12 protein-coding genes are annotated in these 18,515 nt (G+C 58.6%); 3 read left to right on the plus strand and 9 right to left on the minus strand.

Translation table 11 applies throughout. From position 1 onward, the window contains the following. Positions 1 to 29: 29 nt before the first annotated feature. Together HMPREF9241_RS06610 and HMPREF9241_RS06615 are read right to left on the minus strand one after the other, a co-directional pair. Positions 30 to 5,822 carry a hypothetical protein gene (locus HMPREF9241_RS06610; RefSeq protein WP_006681513.1) on the minus strand — a complete coding sequence of 1,931 codons (5,793 nt, stop codon included), beginning with the start codon at positions 5,820 to 5,822 and terminating at the stop codon, positions 30 to 32. Between the two features lie 132 nt (positions 5,823 to 5,954). After that, positions 5,955 to 7,385, minus strand: coding sequence for a hypothetical protein (locus tag HMPREF9241_RS06615; RefSeq protein ID WP_006681514.1), 1,431 nt, complete (start codon positions 7,383 to 7,385; stop codon positions 5,955 to 5,957). A 124-nt stretch (positions 7,386 to 7,509) separates the two neighbouring features. On the opposite strand from HMPREF9241_RS06615, the gene HMPREF9241_RS06620 reads away from it, so the two are divergent. Together HMPREF9241_RS06620 and HMPREF9241_RS06625 are read left to right on the plus strand one after the other, a co-directional pair. Continuing rightward, complete coding sequence (locus HMPREF9241_RS06620; protein WP_006681515.1) at positions 7,510 to 8,172, plus strand: restriction endonuclease subunit S; 663 nt, start codon at positions 7,510 to 7,512, stop codon at positions 8,170 to 8,172. Then, on the plus strand, positions 8,153 to 9,079 hold the full coding sequence (locus tag HMPREF9241_RS06625; protein WP_006681516.1) for a site-specific integrase: 927 nt from the start codon (positions 8,153 to 8,155) through the stop codon (positions 9,077 to 9,079). Before HMPREF9241_RS06620 ends, HMPREF9241_RS06625 begins: the two co-directional genes overlap by 20 nt. Here HMPREF9241_RS06625 and HMPREF9241_RS06630 read toward each other — a convergent pair. The 4 genes from HMPREF9241_RS06630 to HMPREF9241_RS06645 all read right to left on the minus strand — a co-directional run bounded on the left by HMPREF9241_RS06630 (position 9,076) and on the right by HMPREF9241_RS06645 (position 13,091). Continuing rightward, positions 9,076 to 9,612 carry a restriction endonuclease subunit S domain-containing protein gene (locus HMPREF9241_RS06630; protein ID WP_207326476.1) on the minus strand — a complete coding sequence of 179 codons (537 nt, stop codon included), beginning with the start codon at positions 9,610 to 9,612 and terminating at the stop codon, positions 9,076 to 9,078. The two genes, HMPREF9241_RS06625 and HMPREF9241_RS06630, sit on opposite strands and share 4 nt — an antisense overlap. A gap of 96 nt (positions 9,613 to 9,708) precedes the next feature. Further along, a complete protein-coding gene (locus tag HMPREF9241_RS06635) occupies positions 9,709 to 12,303 on the minus strand; it encodes a type I restriction-modification system subunit M (protein WP_006681518.1) in 2,595 nt (864 codons plus the stop codon). Further along, positions 12,304 to 12,876, minus strand: a complete 573-nt coding sequence (locus HMPREF9241_RS06640) for a DUF4357 domain-containing protein (RefSeq protein ID WP_006681519.1) — start codon at positions 12,874 to 12,876, stop codon at positions 12,304 to 12,306. It lies immediately after the preceding gene. Continuing rightward, complete coding sequence (locus HMPREF9241_RS06645; protein WP_006681520.1) at positions 12,873 to 13,091, minus strand: hypothetical protein; 219 nt, start codon at positions 13,089 to 13,091, stop codon at positions 12,873 to 12,875. Before HMPREF9241_RS06645 ends, HMPREF9241_RS06640 begins: the two co-directional genes overlap by 4 nt. Positions 13,092 to 13,569: 478 nt before the next feature. Between HMPREF9241_RS06645 and HMPREF9241_RS09420 the strand changes: the two genes are divergently transcribed. Continuing rightward, positions 13,570 to 15,960 (plus strand): serpin family protein, encoded by a 2,391-nt coding sequence (locus tag HMPREF9241_RS09420; RefSeq protein WP_006681521.1) that lies wholly within the window; start codon positions 13,570 to 13,572, stop codon positions 15,958 to 15,960. Positions 15,961 to 16,138: 178 nt separating this feature from the next. Here HMPREF9241_RS09420 and HMPREF9241_RS09500 read toward each other — a convergent pair whose 3' ends face one another. The 3 genes from HMPREF9241_RS09500 to HMPREF9241_RS06665 all read right to left on the minus strand — a co-directional run bounded on the left by HMPREF9241_RS09500 (position 16,139) and on the right by HMPREF9241_RS06665 (position 18,396). Beyond that, positions 16,139 to 16,381, minus strand: coding sequence for a hypothetical protein (locus tag HMPREF9241_RS09500; protein ID WP_207326477.1), 243 nt, complete (start codon positions 16,379 to 16,381; stop codon positions 16,139 to 16,141). A 309-nt stretch (positions 16,382 to 16,690) separates the two neighbouring features. Beyond that, complete coding sequence (locus HMPREF9241_RS06660; RefSeq protein ID WP_006681523.1) at positions 16,691 to 17,962, minus strand: relaxase/mobilization nuclease domain-containing protein; 1,272 nt, start codon at positions 17,960 to 17,962, stop codon at positions 16,691 to 16,693. Beyond that, positions 17,950 to 18,396, minus strand: coding sequence for a plasmid mobilization protein (locus tag HMPREF9241_RS06665; RefSeq protein ID WP_006681524.1), 447 nt, complete (start codon positions 18,394 to 18,396; stop codon positions 17,950 to 17,952). The genes HMPREF9241_RS06660 and HMPREF9241_RS06665 overlap by 13 nt, the downstream gene beginning before the upstream one ends. Positions 18,397 to 18,515: the final 119 nt, after the last annotated feature.

The following is an 18,515-nucleotide window of genomic DNA, read 5'->3' on the forward strand; positions in this document are numbered from 1 at the left end:
GTTTCAGCTGTCCTACCGGCGGACCCCATTTAAGCCCTGGACTCTCCACGTCTAGTCCGATACAGGTAGCCACCCCCTGCCAAAGCAACTATCAACAGCGCCGCGTAACCCGCGACGTAGTTGAGGCTAAACACGCCCGTCTTGGGCAGTACAGCCTCGACAACATGAACCGTGATCGGCTTACGCACCCAGTTGACACCCTCAATGGGCGTGCCGTCGCCACTCACCGTGCCGTCGTCATTCAGTGTGAAGCCCTCGCCCACTGCGTAGACGTAACACTTGTACGTGCCAACCTGGGCGTCGTTTGCGTTGCCGTCAATCTTCGCGACAGTACGCGCCTTGTAGCCGTCCAGACCGATCTGGTCGGCGTTAGGCGTTTCGACGCCGAACTTGGTGTCGCTGATCCCCACCGAAGGCTGGCCGTTTTGATCGGAAGGTAGGCCGTCAACGGAGCCGTCAGAGGCCTGGGACGGGGCGCAAAGCGTCTGAACGTTGATCTTCGAGGGATTCCCGTGAGAGAAAGCCTCAACGTTCATCGGCCTGAACATCGGCGAACCCTTAACGATCGTCTCCTCGTCGGGCATAACGTTCAGCTCCAACGCCTGCTTGATGTTAAGCAGGAACGTGCGCTCGCCAAGCCAGTTCTCGTCGACATGAGTGGTCTTGTTCAGCGACTTGTTCGGGCTGAACTGCGTGGTGTTGCGATCTGTGTTGCCGGTGGCGTCGGTGAAGTTCACGTGGCACATGTATGTCCCCGCCGACTTACCCTCCGTGCCGACAGTCAGTTGCCACGGGTCGTTAACCACGTCGGTTGCTGGCTCGAACACGCCGCTGTCGTTGAGCCTGCCCTGCTGGCCGGTCAAGGTCAGCGTCTGGCCACCAACGTCCTCAGTGTATTCGATGCCTTGGTGGAAAACCTTCCTGGGTTTATTGGCAGTTCCGCCGTCACCCACAACGGGCGCGCAGAATGTGGCGCTAGTCAGGTCAGTGTCCGTCGCGCTATGGCCAGTTATCGCAACCGGGTAGCTACCCTTGCCGTCGTTGTCTTTGACATAGACGTTGTTGATAACTGTGTCGGCAGCAACCTGGCCGTTCTCGCCAAGGTAAACCTCTTGATCGTTTATCCCGTCGATATTCGGAGGCGTGGCGTCCTCAACCGTCACCGTTATCGGTAGCTTGGCGACCTTCACCACGGTGCCGTCCTGGTAGGTCCAGCGAGCAACCATCTTGTATTCGCCGACGTTATTCAGCTGACCCTTGAACACGACATCGGTTAGGTTGCCGCGGGCGTCGCGCACTTCCTCTAGCGAGAGCACCGGATATTTATTCAGCTCGGCCGCATCAGCCGGTGGCGTCTCGTATTCCAGCGTGAACCCGCTACCCTTCTTCATGTTGGCCGTGACGCCATTCATGCCAAACAGGGAGTACGACTTGTGCCCGTCTTTCGAGTTGATCGGCTTGCCAACGTAGTTGGTCTCGGTCTCCAACAAGGTGCCTGCTTCACCGGTTATTGTCTGCGCGGTAAGAACGGTCTCGTTGTTGGCGACCGTCATGTTGTACCTGGCGGTGACAGTTGCGGTCTTGCCGTCATTGTTGCGGACGGTCAACTCGACGTCAACCCAGGTTTGTTGTTCTTTAGTCGGCGTGCCGATGAAGTAGTAGCCGTACTTCTTACACGGCTCGCCTTCGCCACCTGGGATCTCGCATCTAGTGCCGAAACTGACGCCTTCGGGTAGCTGAGCAGGGTTCACCACTCTCATGGAGTCGAGCTTCTGGTCGGTGCCATCGGAGTTCTTGCCCAGGGTGTATTCAAGCGGGCCCCACGTCACCGGGTTGTTTACCGTGCCGTAGAAATCGGCAGGTTTAAGCGTCGGCTTTGCAGCGGGCTCGGCCAGTACCTCAATGTTCATGATGAACGAGATCTCTTCGTGCTCGCCGTGGTCGGACGAGTTGGTGCTGGTCGCCGTCACCTTGTACTGGTAGACGCCCAGCGTGGCATCACCCGCGACCGTGCCGTCCAGCTTGATAATGCGCTTATTGCACGTCGCCGGATCGCCAGTGGCAAGCAAAGCATCGCCCTCATCGGTGAGACACTTGCCGTTGTTAGCTTCACCGAGGTTCACGCCTTTAGGACGGTTGTCGCCCATCGGCTCGAACTTCTTGATCTGGTATGCCGCCTCGCCAGCCTTAGGCCCAGCCAAGAACTTCAGGTCGAAGTTATCTCCGCGATGCACACGATAGGTGTCACCCTGCTTCCAGACGGTGGTGCCCGAAGCAGGCTGCTCCCCATCCATAGCCGGTGAGAAAGCGCCTTCGCCGGTCCAGGCTGTAATGACGGGATCTTTCAGGTCGACGTCAGGAAGAACCTCGATGCGCCAAGGCTCGGGAAGCGTTATGCGACTATTGGGAGTGCCAAAGGCGAATTGCGGCTCGTCAATGACGTCGACCTGCAGGTCGTGGATGCCGAGCGGAGCGCCGTAGCGCAGGCGACCCGTGGGCTTATTAGCCGCGCTATGCGGATTGAAGTTGGCGGGTTTGCCGTTCCATTCGTCAGGTAGCGATTCCTCAAGATTCTTGTCGTAATTCTGGGCCTCGAAGCCTGCTCTACCACGAGTGTTTCGGTACTTATCCATGAAACTGCCCTTGGAATAGATCGGCACGCCGTCCTCGGCGTCTGTGGAGATCACACAGCCGACGCGTTCGCTGGGCAGGTTATTGTTATCGCCGTTGTACATAACCGTGACGATGTCGAGGCCAAGCTCACGCCAGAGCTTTTCCTGCTCGTATTTCGGAATGAACTTTAACTTCTGGTTGTTGTAGCCATTAGAAATGGTGCCAGCATAGTTGGTTCCGTTGTGGTAACGGAATATGTACTTGCAGAAGCTGCCTTTTGCATTCCAGTCGACAAGACTATCCGTCTTAAATACCTTATTTTGGGCGTCCCACGTCCAATCGGAGGTGTCCCACTGCTTCGAGGCCCAGTCGCCACCTTCGGTCTTGTCAGTGGATTTCGTGTTGAAGTCCTTGGTGTTGTACTGTCCGACAATCCAACGCCCGTCAAAGCCGACCGGCTCGCCCCAGTGGAACTGGTGCGGACGCGGGTTCGACCAGTTCTCGTTGTAGAACCTGCGGGCGTTGTAGGGAACCAACACAGCCTGTTTGGTCTGGGCCTTGGGTAAAGCACGCTCAGAGTTAACGCCCTTGTGGATCACCTCGTTGCCGTTTGAATCCAGCACGGGGTTGCCGTTCTTGTCCAGCACCTTCGTTTCGGACATCCACTCGCGACTGAGGTAGTCGCCGGCCTTCTGGGTCTGGTAGTCGAAGGTGAGCACCTGAACACCGACGTTCAGCTCGGACTTGTTTGGAGGAGTAACACAACCATCAGGTGTATTGAGTTTGCCGGTGATCTGGTCTACAGGAATACTGCCGTCATCATTCCTTTGCATCTTGGGGCTGCACAGGACGATGTCTTTGTTCGGCATCTTCTCGCCACCGGGACGAACCAGGAAGTAGCCGGGATCCTTGTTTGTACCGACCTCGTTTTCCCAACGTTTCTTATCACCTTGTAAGCCTCCCCAGACAGTCTTATTACTCCACCAGGTGCGGGAGTCGTCTGACCCGCCACCTGGCTGGTTTCCCCAGACAAGTGTCGGCCAACGCTCGCCCGTGTTTCCGGAGACAGCATCGTAGTATTTGCCGTTGCCACGCACGCGCCAAACTATGTCATTAAAACCATCGACTGGCTTGCCGGTGACTTTGTTGTAGAACTGCCATGCACCGTAGTCAATGTTCGAGCTACCACCGGCAGCCGATGAAAAGTCTCCCTTGGTTTGGACGCTGTTCTTCAACTTGCCGTCACTGTTCCACACGATCAACTGGCCGGAACTCTGGCTACCGCCCTTAGTACGATCACTTAATACGCTGCCGGGCTGGTAGTCTTTGCCGTCGCGCACCTCCACGCGAATCGGGCCGTTACGGTAAGCCTCTTTAGTGCCCGCAACAGCATTTTCCGTAGCAAGGGCACCACTGTTAAGGCTGCGGCGATACGGGGTCAGATAGACCGGCGTACCATACGGGGCCCCGTAGAGCTGCTGGCAAGAACCCTCGCCGGTGCCCTCCGTGCAGGGGATGTGGCAAAACGAGCTGTTATTCTTGTCTTGATCTCGATTCGCTTCACCATTAGTGTTCAGTTCGCCGACGGTCGGGTTCTCCACGCAGTTTGTTTCGAAGTCGGCTTCGGTAAGCGATTTTCCGGCATCTGCCGTTTCGGCATCGGTGCCTTTTTTGTTGTATCCGTTCTTATAGAAACCACCGTATTTAATGCGATTGAACTGAGTGTAGGTGTCGGGATCCGGTATTATCTCCGTCGCGTAATCGGCATTTTGCTTTGGCGTGTAGCCCAGGTGAATCTCGGTATAGGGCAGGACAATCTCCGGCTGATCCCACTCCCAGCCGTCACCCAGCGCCGACCCGCCGGTGGTTTCACACTGTTTCTGGGAAAGCACCCTCATCGAGTCGGTGTCTAGCTTCGTGTCACCCCGCGCCAGCGTCAACGCGCCGCGCCCGGTGTTCGCCTCGTTAGCGCGGATACCGTCCAGCTCTGCCTCAGTGAAAGTCACCTGCTGTGAGCAAATGCCGTCACCATCGCAAGACGCCGTGATCTGCTTGGAGATCTCGGTGCCGTCGCCGTTGGGCTTAAACGTGAGCGTGTAACTGGTGCCCTTGTGCAGGCCCTTTAGAGTCACGGAAACATCGCCGGCGGTCTTGCCGTCTTCGCCACACGGCTTGCTGACCGCATCGATGAACGGCTCAAGAACCGTGAACGGACGCTGATCGACGACCTCATCGCGCGGGATGGTCATGCCCTTGAGCGGGTAGTTAGTGCCTACGTCTATCGGCTTAGTAACATCAAAATCCTGCTTAGCTTTAGTGTGCACCAACCGCATCAGATAATTGCCCGCAGCAAGGTCGACCGGCACATTCCACTCGCCCATTGACTTGTGGGCGAACTGGTCTTCAATGACTTCAACTACGCCGTTGGCATTCTTCTTGGTGTCGGGGCGAATCTGCGAATCGACCTCGCGGCAGGTTGGCTTGCCTTCAGTCAGCTTCAGTTTGCCGTCGGCATCTGCATCGCACAGCTCGACGCGGTGCGTGCCCTCATCGGCGTCACGCGACTCGCCCAAATCGAGATAGCTGGTGTACACCTTCTGGCCAGGCAGTGCGGTGTAGCTGGCTTCGCCCTCCTGAGACTTGCCGTAAGCGTCGTCGCGGGCCTGCCGCGCTTTATCGTTCTCGGCGGCCTCGTCAGAACCCTTAGTTATATTGCCCGTGTAGGTGAAAACCTTGGAATCGGTGACCCGCAGTGGCGCGATATTGATGACGTCGTACTCAGTCTGGCCCTTTGAATTGCCCAAAGCATCCTTCTGCGGCTCGCGCTTGGAGACCAGCGCCATCTGGTAATCGCCGGTCGGGAATCCCTCCGGCACTTGCATCTTCATCAGGCCATTATTTTTGGTAGCCACATCCTCGGAGGTGACCCAACCCTCTTCGTTGGCGAAATACCAAGACCCTCGCTCTGAAGCAATGGAATCCCAGGAGGAACCACGCGGCACGGCGACCAAACGGTAGCTGAAGCCAGGCATCGGCACCCTGATATTCGCCCAGATAGTCTTAGCGTCTTTGCTCTCCTGCTCATCAATGGTGCTCTCGTTTGCCAGCACCGACTCGGTGGAGTGCCGCGAATAATCCACCTCGGGCAGGGTTGGGATCAGACCCAGATCGAGACCAGTTCCAGCCAACTGGTAGTTATTCTGACCCACAGCCTGCGCAACCTCCCAAACCAGGAGGTCGGGCAGACAGTAGCCTGTGCGGAACTCACAGGCGCCATCGACTGAAGAAACACCAGTGCCAAACGGGGCGCCTGCGTTACCATAAGCTGGGCGGATCGTGCCCTACCAGCCATTGGCACCAACCGCGGCGAAACCTTCGGGCAAACCACTGCCCGAAGAACTTGCCTTCAGGATGCGGCTCTTATTTTCAGGCTTCAGCAGCTCGTTATAAAGCCCTTCCGACTTGGCTTTTTCGGTGCCAGCATCCTCAGCCTGCGGGCGACGATCCTTGTTAATCAATGCCTTGATATCGGCCTCTGCCTCTTCATAGTTCGCTGGCGGCTCGATGGTCACCATGAACTTGGCAGGCGAAGCACCCGCCGAAATCGGGCGGTTATGAACTTCGGATACATCGTCCCAGCCGATGCAGAACGCGCCGTCCATATCGGTGTAGTCGTAGCGGGTCTGCAAAATGTCCGTCGGCTTGCCGAGGCCGTCCTGGGCATAAGAAGAAACCACAACTCGCACGCCAGGCACAGCCGGGTCTTTAGCTGCAGTTCGGTCTCTCTTGCCCGGCGCGCTATCCCAGCGGTCAAATCTGAACGTGCGGTCGGCATAAACGTGGCCGCACAGGAAAAGGTTAGTGTCAACGTTGCGCTTACCTGGCGCAACGTGACGCGACGAAGGCACCCACTGGTTCTTCGGCAGGTGCTTGCCCTTCTTGTCGTACTCGTCGCCCAGCGGGTCGGCGGGAGACTGACGGCTGGCAGGGTGGCCGTTCACATCATCCTTGTTCCAAGCGTCGTTCTCGTCTGCGGCGGTCTTCGTTTTGGGGCGGAAAGCCATGTTGAAGTTCGAGATCGAACCATGAATGTAGTTTGTGGTTCCCAACCATGACAGGGTTAGCGTGTCAACGACGTTGAAGCGGCCGCCGCCGTTGAGGCGCTTGGGGGTGAAATCTGCAAGCGGGCCACCAGGGTTGTAGTTGGACTCATCAACCCAGACCCGAACCCGGTCGAAGCGCTCGATACGTACGCGCGGGTTCTCTGCATCGGCAGGCAAGTTATACGCTTCGCGCAGCGCTGGACGGAAGTTGAAAGTGTAGTCACCATCCGCGTTGGTGGTGGCCTCGAACGGCACCGGGTTGTTGAACTCGTCGCGAGACATAATCACCGTGCCGTCAGACTTAATCAGCATGGCCTTCATCTTGACGCCTGCGATCGGCCAGTCCTGCGGGTCGAGACGCGTGGAAGCGTTGTAGATCTCGGGGTTGTGGCGGTGGTCATCGTAAACCTTGCCCCTAATCGTGCCGGGTTGCCCGCCCTCTAAGCCATCGTTGCCCAGGGATCGCGGTGCCGCGATCGCCTCAGCAGGTGTAAGTGTTATCAGCAGCAGGCAGCAAAGAAGGGCTGCTAAAAGCCCGCTCCCCCTCATGCGGAAGATCCCCTCCTTAGGTCGAGCTGCCCTCAAACGCATCCCAAACGCCCCTTCTTTGTTGCTTAGAACGGTTCCATAGTAAAGGTACTCTTCCAAAGAGAAGTTCGCAAACCCCATTTGCGAACACCGATAACTCTATTGAGCCGGTGAAAAATCAAATTTTCACAGAGGCTCTTCCCAAAAAACCGGGGTTAATACCCAAAACTTCAAATTCAGTGAAAGATGTTTCACTTCCCTAGCGATGGTCGCTAGTGCCTGCAAAATTATTGAAGGATTATTAGCAATTCGCGAATTCACGGTAACTCGAGATGCTGAGAGCACACAGCGACAATCGCCTTCGACGCCAGCTTGGGAACAGCGTAAGTTGGGGGATACAGTAGGATCAACTTATGGTGGTGGCACTCCAAGCACATTGCATGATGAGTACTGGGGTGGCGTCATACCATGGATTCAATCCTCGAACGTCGTAGAAAACGAACTGTTTGACATCGATATCCCAAAGGCTATAACGCCGGAAGGGCTGAACAAATCAGCAGCCTTGCTTGTCCCCAAAAACTCTATCGCTGTGGTTACTCATGTCGGTGTTGGTAAGCTCGTTTACCTGCCTTTTCCCTATACAACGAGCCAAGATTTTGTCTCGCTTTCCGAGCTGAAAGGCGACGCGTCGTTCCTTTGTTATTCGATTTACAAGAAGCTTAATTCTGAGCTTCATATGGTTCAGGGTTCGGCAATTAAAGGAATTACAAAAGAAGAATTCCTCAGTAAAGAAATCAGCCTTCCGGGTGTCGAAGAGCAGGCTGCAATCGGCGATTTCTTCTCCCGTCTCGACCGCCTCATCACCCTTCATCAGCGTGAGCCACCCCACATGATGAAAGAGGGTAAAAATGCCAATCAGTATCAATGAAGAGTCGCTTTTCTGCGATTACTACTCGCAATGGATTAGCGTCTACAAAGAAGGGGCCATCCGTGAGGTCACCATGGGAAAGTACCGTCTCACGCAGTCTTGGCTAGCCAAACTGATTCCAGACCTGAAGATAAAAGATCTGGACCGGACCTCGTACCAGCAGCTCATTAATGGTTATGCAGAGCACCACGAACGCCAGACAACCATGGACTTCCACCATCAGCTTAAGGGGGCGATCCTTGACGCAGTTGACGAAGGATTCATTCCCCGCGACCCTACGCGCAAGGCTATTATTAAAGGAAAACAGCCGCGTGCGAAAAAGATCAAGTATCTCAATCAGTTTGAGCTTCATGCCATGCTCGGCGACCTTGATTTATCAGGCGGGCCGAGTTGGGATTGGCTTATTCTCGTAGTCGCTAAAACGGGCCTTCGCTTCTCCGAAGCCCTTGGGCTTACCCCCGAAGACTTTGACTTCGCTCATCAAACGCTTTCGGTGAACAAGACCTGGGATTACAAGAACGGCGGTGGATTCGTCCCCACGAAAAACGCCTCCTCGGTGCGGAAGGTTCAACTCGACTGGCAACTCATCATGCAACTTTCTGGGCTACTCAAAGATCTTCCGCCGACTGAGCCCATATTTGCGAAGGGAAAGGTCTATAACTCGACGGCTAACAGCGTTTTAGCGCGCCACTGCAAAAATGTTGGCGTGCCTGCCATATCCGTCCACGGGTTGCGGCATACACATGCATCACTTTTGCTGTTCGCTGGCGTATCCATCGCCAGCGTATCCCGAAGGCTCGGGCATGCAAGCATGACCACCACTCAGGAAACCTATCTGCACGTCATCCAAGAGCTCGAGAACAAGGACATTGACATCGTCATGAGGGCTCTTTCGACTCTTATTTAACCTGTATCAGCAAATCGTGGCTCACGCTGATGAAGGGTGATGAGGCGGTCGATCTCACTCAACGCCGCGCCTATGGCAGTTTGCTCCGACAAGCCAGGAAATCTTACTTGTGTATCTTGCAGTGCGGCCTTTGAAACGGAAATCACCTTGATCCCCTGCATTAAGGGAAGAAGCTGTCTGTGGTATGCATCGGAATTAAGGTAGTGCCCCAGGTAACCCGCCCCAAAGGGGAACCGAGGCCGCGCCGGTATCGTATGTAACCCCGAGATAGTTGGCTCTTTGGGTAGTTTCCGCAGTTCAACACACTTGCCAGCCGCTTCGTCCTCTGCTGTGTCGGCGAAAATGACATCACCTTCGCGAAGTATCGACCCAGCAAATTTGGGAAGCACTGTATCGTCGGTAATGAACGGCAAATCGCTTCGTTCGCCATCGAGGCAATCACCGAACTTAATAAGAATATCTCCGTAATGAACATTGCGAGCAGTGCCATTCTCGCCATTCAAACCAGCGCGTGAAAGAGTGTTGTTCTTCAAGAACTCGAAGCAGTCTCCTAACTTACGCTGTTCCCAAGGGTCAGTGAAACCCTTGAACCTGATCTTTGGTTTTCTGCTCTCCACGTTACTCACCACTTACTCACCACCAAGGAGCTTCTGAAGCTCAGCCAGTCCGGCCATGTCGAACTCGTCTCCCACGAGGTTGTCGATCATGGTGGAAAGCTCCCTCTCGCTCGCCTCGATCTGCTCGCTGAGGTCTTTCAGCGTCGTTTCGTATTTGGAGCTGAGGGCGTCTACCTTCGAGGCCAGGTCATCAACGAGGACGCTTGGCATTCCGTACACGGCGTTTGCGAACGGCGCAATCCATTTCTTGGAGAGAAGCTCTTGGACTTGCTCGTCAGTCAACGCTTCAATGGTCTCCTTGCATGATGCATGAAGCTCGGCCCCGGCAGTCTTGATCTGACCCTTGAGCTTCTTCTGCTCATCGATGAGATCCTGGACGCGTTTCAGCGTTGCGACATAGCCCTTGAGCTCGGGATCTGTTTTGACCTCAGCAGCAAGAGCCTTCGCGAGTTTCTTGACCTCGGCGACCTTCCACGCCGCATTGTCGTCGTCGAGCGCCTCCGAGAGGGCCTCGCGCTCCTCTTCGGAGAGCTCCTCGGCGCTTTGGTCGATGTCGGACGTGCATGCGCTCAGCTGTTCTTCCAGTGCCTTGATCGCATCGGATTGATCCTTGAGCAGCGTCGCCTCGATCAGATAGAACGGGATGACGCGCCCCTCCCAGCCGTCTTGAACCTCGACTTCCTTGTTGTTCTTCTTCTTGATCACCATGTGCGGGTCAACCTTGGTGGCGGCGGACATACCTTCGGTTTGGAGCACCTCCAGGTCGAGAGATACATTCGCTGTCCATGTGTCGTCAAGCGCTTGGTATGCAGCATACGGATCGGCAAGCTCGATGCCTTCGAGAGCCTCGAACAGCTTGGAGGCGATCGACTGCTCCATCCTTGCGGCATCTACCGCGCACGGGTCGGAGACAAGCGCATCGTGGACCCAGTCGATGACGGGCTCCATGCATGCGTTGAACGACTCGCGGTACGCCACCACATCAGGATTTGCCTCAATCGCCGCACGGACGTCCTCCACAGCGGGCATCACGTACGCGCCGTCGCCCGCGAAGAGCTGGTCGCGCAGGCTCGGCCAAGCATTCCAATACCGCTCAAGCTCATCGACTTCACTAGCGGGAATCCCGCCAAACATGCTCGCATAGATGTCCCAGCTCTCGGGTCTATCCGACGAGTCCACATAGCGCGGGATGTTCAGGTTGTAGTCGTTGGAGCGGATCTCATCAAGAGAGACGAGACGGCTGAAGCCTTCGACGCTCTTACGTTCACACACGACGTCGGAGATTCGCTTGATGTCACATGCGCGCAGTTTGTTGTTCTTGCCGACCTTCTCAAAGCCCTTGGAGGCGTCCACGATCAGTACATCGGACTCGTCGCGCTTCTGGCGCAACACCATGATGATTGTGGGGATACCGGTTCCGAAGAAGATATTGGCCGGCAGGCCGATGATGGCTTGGATATGGCGGTTCTCCAACAGGTTGCGCCTGATCTGGCCCTCCTCACCACCGCGGAATAACACGCCATGGGGCAGAACGATGCACATGATGCCCTCGGGGCGCAGATGGTAGAGGTCATGCAGGAGGAATGCATAATCGGCCTTGCTTTTGGGAGCTAAACCGTATGCATAGCGCGGATCAACCTCCTTGTCGGTAGGGTCCCAGCGCTGGGAATACGGCGGGTTAGAGACAACCGCGTCCACATAGAGCGGGTTGTAAGTACCCGCGGGATCCGACTCGTCGAAGTAGGGCCAGTCATCTTCCAGGGTGTCGCCATTTCGCGCGGTGATGTTTGAGGGAAGGATGCCACGCATGATCAGGTTCATGCGTGTGAGGTTGTAGGTGTTCTCCTTGAGCTCCTGGGCGAAGTACTTGATGCCGTCCGAGCTGCCCACGCGCTTGGCGACGGCCTTACCAATGTTAATGAGCAAAGAGCCGGAGCCAGAGGTCGGGTCGCAGATGGAGATCTCGCTCTTCTCCTTGCAGTGCTCAGCCACAATCTCGCTCATGAGCTGGCTAACTTCGTGGGGCGTGTAGAACTCGCCGGCCTTCTTGCCGGCGTTCGCGGCGAAGTTGGAGATGAGGTATTCGTAGATGAAGCCCAGGACGTCGTAGTCAGCACGGCCACCCATGGGGATATCCTTGATAGTGTCCAGCAGGTCACGGATGGCCTTCGTTTGAGCGGCGGCGTTCTCGCCGATCTTGGACAGGCCGGTCTCAAGAGTCTCGAAGATACCCTCGAACACCTTCTTGTGAGCCGGGTTAATGTTGCGATTGAAGGCCGAGATGGAGGTTCGCACGTCGTCGACGGAGAACTTACGACTTGTGTCTGCGAACTCCTCGGACAGCCAGGTGGAGAAGAGGCTCTCGTGTCTGATGAAGTAGCCGATGTTCTTCCGGATGTACTCAACAGTCTCGCGGTCGTCCTCGGAAAGCGCTCGGATGTCCTCGTCCTCGAAGTCGTGCGCCTTGCACCAGCGAATCTCTGTTTCCGACAGGAACTTATAGAAGATGAAGCCCAGGATGTAGTCCTTGTACTCGTTAGCCTCGATCTTGGAGCGCATCTTGTTGGCTGACTCCCAGATCTTCGATGCGAGCTGATGCTTGTTCATCTACCCCATTCCCTTCCTGTAGACAGCTTCTAGTGTGTCGCCGCTAGTGTTTATCCATTCTGTCCAGCCGTTTCGCCTTCCGCCCAACGCGAATACGGCAGTGGCACTGGGAGAATTGAATTCGAGATTGTCTTCGAGGATCGAAGATTCCTCTTTATCAGGGCCTATCTGGGAGTGAGGAATGTTCGCGTTGTCCGTTTCGTATGAGCCGTGGGAAGTGATGGAAGAAATCGATGTTGCCTCAAGAGCGTCGAGGACACCTCTGTCGATGCTGGCCTCGTGGTCCAGGAATATGATGGCCCTGTTCCAGATTGATTTCCTTGCCTTGTGCGCGTCCAATCGGGTCACGCCTTGAGTTGTCTGGCCCGTGTAAACGCGGTTTAGGTTCCCGTGGTCTTCATCGAGAAGGTAGCAGATCCCTCGAGGCGGGATATCCGGCAACTGTTTGGCCTCTAGGAGATTATCCCTGGGGATAACGCTGGTCACCAGAGACTCACCCTCGACACGGCAGATGCGAATGCCGTCAAGATCGCCTCCGATGAGCTGCATTGTGCTGGTTTCGAGGCTAATCATCGCGTCACCTCCTCAGCCCAATCAGCAAGTTGTGCGATAAGCCCGGCTCGGACCATCGCACTGAAGTTCGTCCCTTGGAGTGCAGCTGCGGCCTTTGCAGCATCACGTAAGTTCTCGGGAAGCCTGATGGTAATGGCAACCTGCTCACCTTGTGCGAGGTATTGCTGTATTTCAGCAGGATCAGCACCATTCTTCACTAGCTCTATGTAACTCATCGAATGCTCCCGAAACATTACTTTTGCAATACAAGATATTTTAACTCAAAGCAAACACCGCACAACATCGTTAGCGCGACATTCGACGACGAACGCTTTCGAAGCCTTAGCGCGCCTTAGCGTGCGCCAGAGATTCGCGGTGCAACCTAGTAAACGAGCTGACGGAGCGGAGGAAGGAATTCGCGCCCTTCGGAATAGGGCTCCTCATGGGGCTCCTCACGCTCACGGCCTACGCCTGCTGCGCCGCCGGCGACGACAGGGATTGAGCACGGCGTAAACAACAAGCAGCAACCGAATTCATCGCCCAAAACCTCTCATAACGCGGAAGCATCCATGCTTTTTGGCATCTATAAGACGCCAACACCCACTGTCTGACATGCGCCCGTCACATACGGTGGAATAATCACGAACGAAGCAGGTCCCACGCGAGAATTACATCCCCTACAGAGAATGCAGTTCTCGAAACCAGGAGGCGAAGATGGACGACGAAATAGTCGATTCGGGCCATATGAAGAAAGGCGGCCTTTTAGACAGGTTGGTAGCCGGCGTTGCAGATGCCGCGGATGCGGGTGCAAAAGCCGTGAATGCCGGCGCCGAGGCGATCAAGGCCGGAGCAAAAAAGACCCACCAGGCATTCGGGGGCGAATACGGAGAGGTATTCGAGGGAAACCTCGTCGGCGAGGACGGCTCGTATATCATGCCGGACCCCGCGCTCGACGAGCGAGAGTTCAACGAGATTGAAACCCTCGCGAAACGCTACGAGAAGCTTACATCGCCCGGCACACTCGCGAAGGCTGGTAAGCAGATCGGCGAGGCGGTGCCCGCGCCCATGAAGGCCCTCGCCAATAAGGCTGGGAAGGCCGCGAAGGACGCTCTCAACGGGTTAACCGAGCAGGAACTTATGGCAAACGCCATCAAGGCGGCAGCAGAGGGATTCGGGGAACTCGAGAAGCAGGCGGCGAAGGCGAGCGTCAGCAGGGAGTACGTCATTTCCCGTATCAACGAGGGCAAGCAGGAACAGAAGGTCTCCTCGCTCTCCGAGATATGCCTGCTGCGCGCCTACGACGTCGCCGCAGTGTCCGCGAACGAAAGGCTGCACCACATGGGCATAGCCCTCGCCGAAGGCGGAGGCACGGGCGCCGCGGGCTTCTGGGGTCTGCCCGCCAACCTCGTCCTCAGCATGCTCATCTATTTCAGGGCCGTCCAGTCAGTCGCCATGTTCTACGGCTACGACGTCAAAGACGACCCGTCCGAGCTCGTCATCGCGAGCGAGGTGTTCAAGAGCGCCCTCGCTCCCAAGGCCAAAGTCGACGCCTCGAGCGAGTATATCGGCAAGGCCCTCGTCTACGCGGAAGCGGCAGTGGTCAAGCAGACCGCGAAGAAGGGCTGGTCGGCGATGGTCGAGCAGGGCGGCGCCGCCCTCGCGATAGCCCAGATCCGCGCGCTTGCCAACGGCGCTGCCCGCAAGGCGGTCGAGAACGGCGGCAAGAAGGCGCTCGAGGCTGGAGTGTTCAAGAAGGCGCTCACCCAGATCGGGCAGAAGATGACGCTCGAGACCGTCGGGAAGATGGTCCCCGTCATCGGCGCGGGCTTCGGGGCGCTGTTCGACAGCGCGCAGATGAAGAGAATCCTGGATTTCGCGGACCTCTTCTACCACAAGCGCTTCATCGTCGAGAAGGACCAGCGCGCCCGAGCCCTCGCGGAAAGGGGACCCGAGCCGTCAGTGTCCGATAGCCCCGCGGAGATGAAAGAAATCGCCTTGGCGCCCAGCCCAGAACAGGGGCTCGACTCCATAGCCGCACGGCTTCTCGAGATCGGTCTCAGAGACGGCAAGAGCTTCGTTTCCTCGCCCGCGTGCCTCCAGGTTGCGCTCGAGGCGCTCGCAAGGGGTGCGGAGGCGGAGACGCTCGCCGAGATCGATACGGTGCTCGGCGACGCGGATGCGCGAGAAGCCGCCCACGCCGCGCTCTTCGGTGAACCCTCTGAAAGCCTGCCTGACAACTACAGCTTCACCATCGGCACGTCAATCTGGGCCGATCCCGACCGAGCGCCGCTTCACGGATCGTACGCAGAGTCGATTAGCGATATGAATGGCAAGGCGGTCGAGGCGAACCCCGCCAGCGAAGAAGCTCATTCGCGGATGTCGAGCTGGCTCGCCGAGAACACTGGAGGCAAGTTCACTTCGGCTCCGCAGCTCGATGCCTCGACGACGCTCGCCCTCATGAGCGCGATGCGCTTCAAGGACACGTGGATCAACCGTCTGGACGATGAAGAAACGGATATGCTGTTCCATGCCGCCAGCTCCACTCCGACCGTCACGATGATGGGCGGGTTCAGCTTCTATGAAGACCTTATCAGGGAAGCGGGCGGCACCGCAGTGACCTGGCACATGGAGTCGGGAGCGCAAGCCGTGTTTGCCATGCCCGATGAAACGGCCAGCATCGAAGAGTTCATCGGGAGCGGTTCGGCGTGGAGCTTGATCTCCCGATGCCGTGATAGGAAGGGCGTCGAGCATCCCGAAGGAGGCATCGGGCTTGTCGTCCCCGAGCTCGACCTGAAGACGGAAGGCATGAGTCTCGATTCCACCATGAAGGCCATGGGAGTGCGGCGGCTCTTCTCGCCCGAGGCCCAGCTCGGCAGCCTCACCGAGGCGGACACAATGCTTGACAGGGCGATACAGAGCTCGATGCTCAAGCTCGACCCCAACGGGGCCGAGGGCGCAGCTTTCACGCTGTTTGCCTGCCGCGCTGGGGCTCTGCCGATGGACCCGCCCGAGCCCGTCAGGCTCGTCTTCAACCGACCCTTCGTGTTCGCGCTGTTCAACGATGCCGATGCGCCGCTGTTTGTCGGCGCGTACACGGGAGAATAAACCACCCGTTTAACGAATAAGGTCCCATGCTCGAGCATGGGACCTTATTCGTTTTCCTGCTTTCCGAGGTTGCTTCCACACGGTTTTCGTTTCCTCTTCTCACATCACCCACTTGAACACAGCGCGGAACAGTCAGACGAAAAAGCCCAGCGTGACCTTCAGCGCCGCCTTGAGGAACCTACCAAACCTCTTCATCGACGTCACCCCAATCTTCCTTGACCTTGCGGGCGCCCTCCTCGGCGCCCTCTTCCTTCTCTTCGGCGAGCAGCCTCGCCAGCTCGTCCGGCACGCCCGGGACCTCCGCTCTCCCCAGCGCGCGCTGCAGGTCCCTTATCTGCGACTTCAGCGGTTTTGAGGGAGGGCCCACGTACTCGCGGTAGCAGGCGCCGATCGCTGCCGCGTCGCACAGGAAGCCGCGCACCCGGGCGAACGCCTCGTCGCCGTCGAGCAGGATGCGGCCGGGCTTGGGCGAGCTCGGCCTCCGAGGCCAGCATGAAGCGCCAGCCGCGGGACCTGCGCGCCGCCGGGATGCCGTCCGCGGGCGCGTCGGCGCGCCAGTCGTCGCACACCTGATGCCAGTTCGCCGTGAGCCAGAGCCCCTTCTCGGGCTCCTCCCGCATCTCGAGCTCGAACTCCGTGAGCATGTTCGCGCCGGAGAACGGCGACCCCTCCGTGAACGAGAGCGTGTCGAACAGCGTCGTCCTGCCGCCCTCGTACTCTATCCTCACCATCATCTCCGGCCCCTCTCCCTGCGCTGGTCCTGCTGGGCCCGCTGCCGCTCGGCGGCGAGTATGCGCTGCTGCTCGTCCCCGCGGCGCCCGTCGCGCAAGCTCCCCTCGGCCGCACCGCGCCCGCCATCATTCCCGTATCGGGTCTTGAGCGGCATGAGCCCGTTCTCTGCCATGTAGGCGCGCGCAGCCTCGAGGCGGCGGTACCCCTCGCCGCCCGCCTGGCCGCGCCGCTCGAGCGTCGACATCCTGAGACCGAACTCCTCGATGGACTCGACGTCGAACTTCGCGCAGGTCTCGAGCGCCGAGGAGAGCCTGCTCAGCTCCGAGAGGTCGTTGAGCTCGAGGGCTCGCTCGGCGGCCTCGCGGATGCGCGCGGCGCTCGCGTCCGTGGGGCGGTAGGCCCCCTCGCGCTCGAAGCGGCGGCGCAGCATCTCCTTGCCGTAGACGAATCCCAGCCGCTCGCCGCTGACCTTCTTGGACGGCTCCTCGGCCAAGCTGAACACCCAGTCGTCCCGCCTCGCCTTGGCCGAGTTGTCGGCGACGTGCACGCCCAGGGCGTCGAGGATACCGAGGAACTCCGCCTCGTCGCGCGCCGTGGTCTTGGCGAGCGCGACTCGAGCGCGGATGTCGCCGACCCACGAGTAGCCGCCCGAGCGCATGATCTCCTTCTCGGCACGGCCCAGGTAGACGCTCCTGCGGCTCCTGGGCCCGCCCGCGCCGGCATGCCCGCGCGCCCTCGAGGGGGATTCGGGAGCTCGGTCGTTGGAGAGCCCCGACAGCCCGCGCTCGCGCGCCATGTCCTGAAGGTCGCGGTTGAGGTCCTCGGGGTGCTGGGTCTGCATGCGGTAGCCGGTGCGGAGATTCGCGTTGTTCACGACGATGTGCGCGTGCGGTATGCCGCGGGCGTTGTCGTCGTGGTACACGATGGCGATCTCGTGGTCGCCGAAGTGCTTGAGAGCCCACGAGCACGCGAGCTCGCGCAGCGCCGCCAGGTCGATGTCGTCGCCGGGGTCCGGCGAGAGCACGAAGTGCTTGAACGTCCGCGCGGGCTTTCCCCTCCAGGGGGCGTCCGTGCCGAAGGCGGCGCGCGTGGCGTCCATCTCGGCGTCCCAGGCGCAGGCCTCCTTGGCCTCGTCTCCCAGCGCTCCGCCGTCGCGCTCGTCGTAGCTCAGGTTGAACAGGTCGCGCGCCAGGGCGCGGCCTCCCTTCTCGAGGTAGCGGCGGATTCCGCCCGTCGAGCCGTGGCCGCTTATCGGCTTCAGGATCGGCATGGCGAGCCCTCCACGAGCGAGTCGGCCCCGATGCGCCCGAGCTCGGCCGCCATCTCGCGGGCCGCGGCGTTCACGTCGGCGAGCTCTCGCTCGATCGTCGGGATGCTCTCCGCGACGAGGTCCCGGTCGACGTGCCCGTGGCGCGCATGGAAGTTGATGAGGTTCATCGCGTGCACGGCCTGGTTGTAGTGGTAGCCCCACTTCGTGAGCTCGCGCGACATCGCCCACAGGGCCTTCCGGTCGACGAGTATGCGATGCTCGTCTCCCGCGTTCGCCTCCGTCGCCAGCGGTATGCGCACGAGGTAGCGCAGGTACTCCGACTTGCTTAGGCCCGCGCGCTCGCACCGCTCGCAGAGCGCGTCGTAGTCGTCTCCCTCCATGCGGAACGTGACGCGGCGCTCCTTGCCTTTGGCGGCGCCGGCTTCCTCTTCCATGGCGGATTCCTTTCCTCGGGCCCGCCGCGCGGCGGGCGCGTCTCTCTAGGGGCGCGGGGGATCCCCCGCAGGCGGCAGCCCGGCTCGGGCGCCGCCTCTGGGACCGGGCCTCGCGTAAG

It is taken from the genome of Schaalia turicensis ACS-279-V-Col4, assembly GCF_000296505.1.
GTDB lineage: Bacteria > Actinomycetota > Actinomycetes > Actinomycetales > Actinomycetaceae > Pauljensenia > Pauljensenia turicensis_A.

What these genes read in the sequence shown, in the direction of transcription:
- HMPREF9241_RS06615 (WP_006681514.1), bottom strand. Translation starts at nt 7,385, where the DNA reads ATGGGGTTTGCGAACTTCTCTTTGGAAGAGTACCTTTACTATGGAACC.
- HMPREF9241_RS06620 (WP_006681515.1), top strand. Translation starts at nt 7,510, where the DNA reads ATGGTCGCTAGTGCCTGCAAAATTATTGAAGGATTATTAGCAATTCGC.
- HMPREF9241_RS06625 (WP_006681516.1), top strand. Translation starts at nt 8,153, where the DNA reads ATGCCAATCAGTATCAATGAAGAGTCGCTTTTCTGCGATTACTACTCG.
- HMPREF9241_RS06635 (WP_006681518.1), bottom strand. Translation starts at nt 12,303, where the DNA reads ATGAACAAGCATCAGCTCGCATCGAAGATCTGGGAGTCAGCCAACAAG.
- HMPREF9241_RS06640 (WP_006681519.1), bottom strand. Translation starts at nt 12,876, where the DNA reads ATGATTAGCCTCGAAACCAGCACAATGCAGCTCATCGGAGGCGATCTT.
- HMPREF9241_RS06645 (WP_006681520.1), bottom strand. Translation starts at nt 13,091, where the DNA reads ATGAGTTACATAGAGCTAGTGAAGAATGGTGCTGATCCTGCTGAAATA.
- HMPREF9241_RS09420 (WP_006681521.1), top strand. Translation starts at nt 13,570, where the DNA reads ATGGACGACGAAATAGTCGATTCGGGCCATATGAAGAAAGGCGGCCTT.
- HMPREF9241_RS06660 (WP_006681523.1), bottom strand. Translation starts at nt 17,962, where the DNA reads ATGCCGATCCTGAAGCCGATAAGCGGCCACGGCTCGACGGGCGGAATC.
- HMPREF9241_RS06665 (WP_006681524.1), bottom strand. Translation starts at nt 18,396, where the DNA reads ATGGAAGAGGAAGCCGGCGCCGCCAAAGGCAAGGAGCGCCGCGTCACG.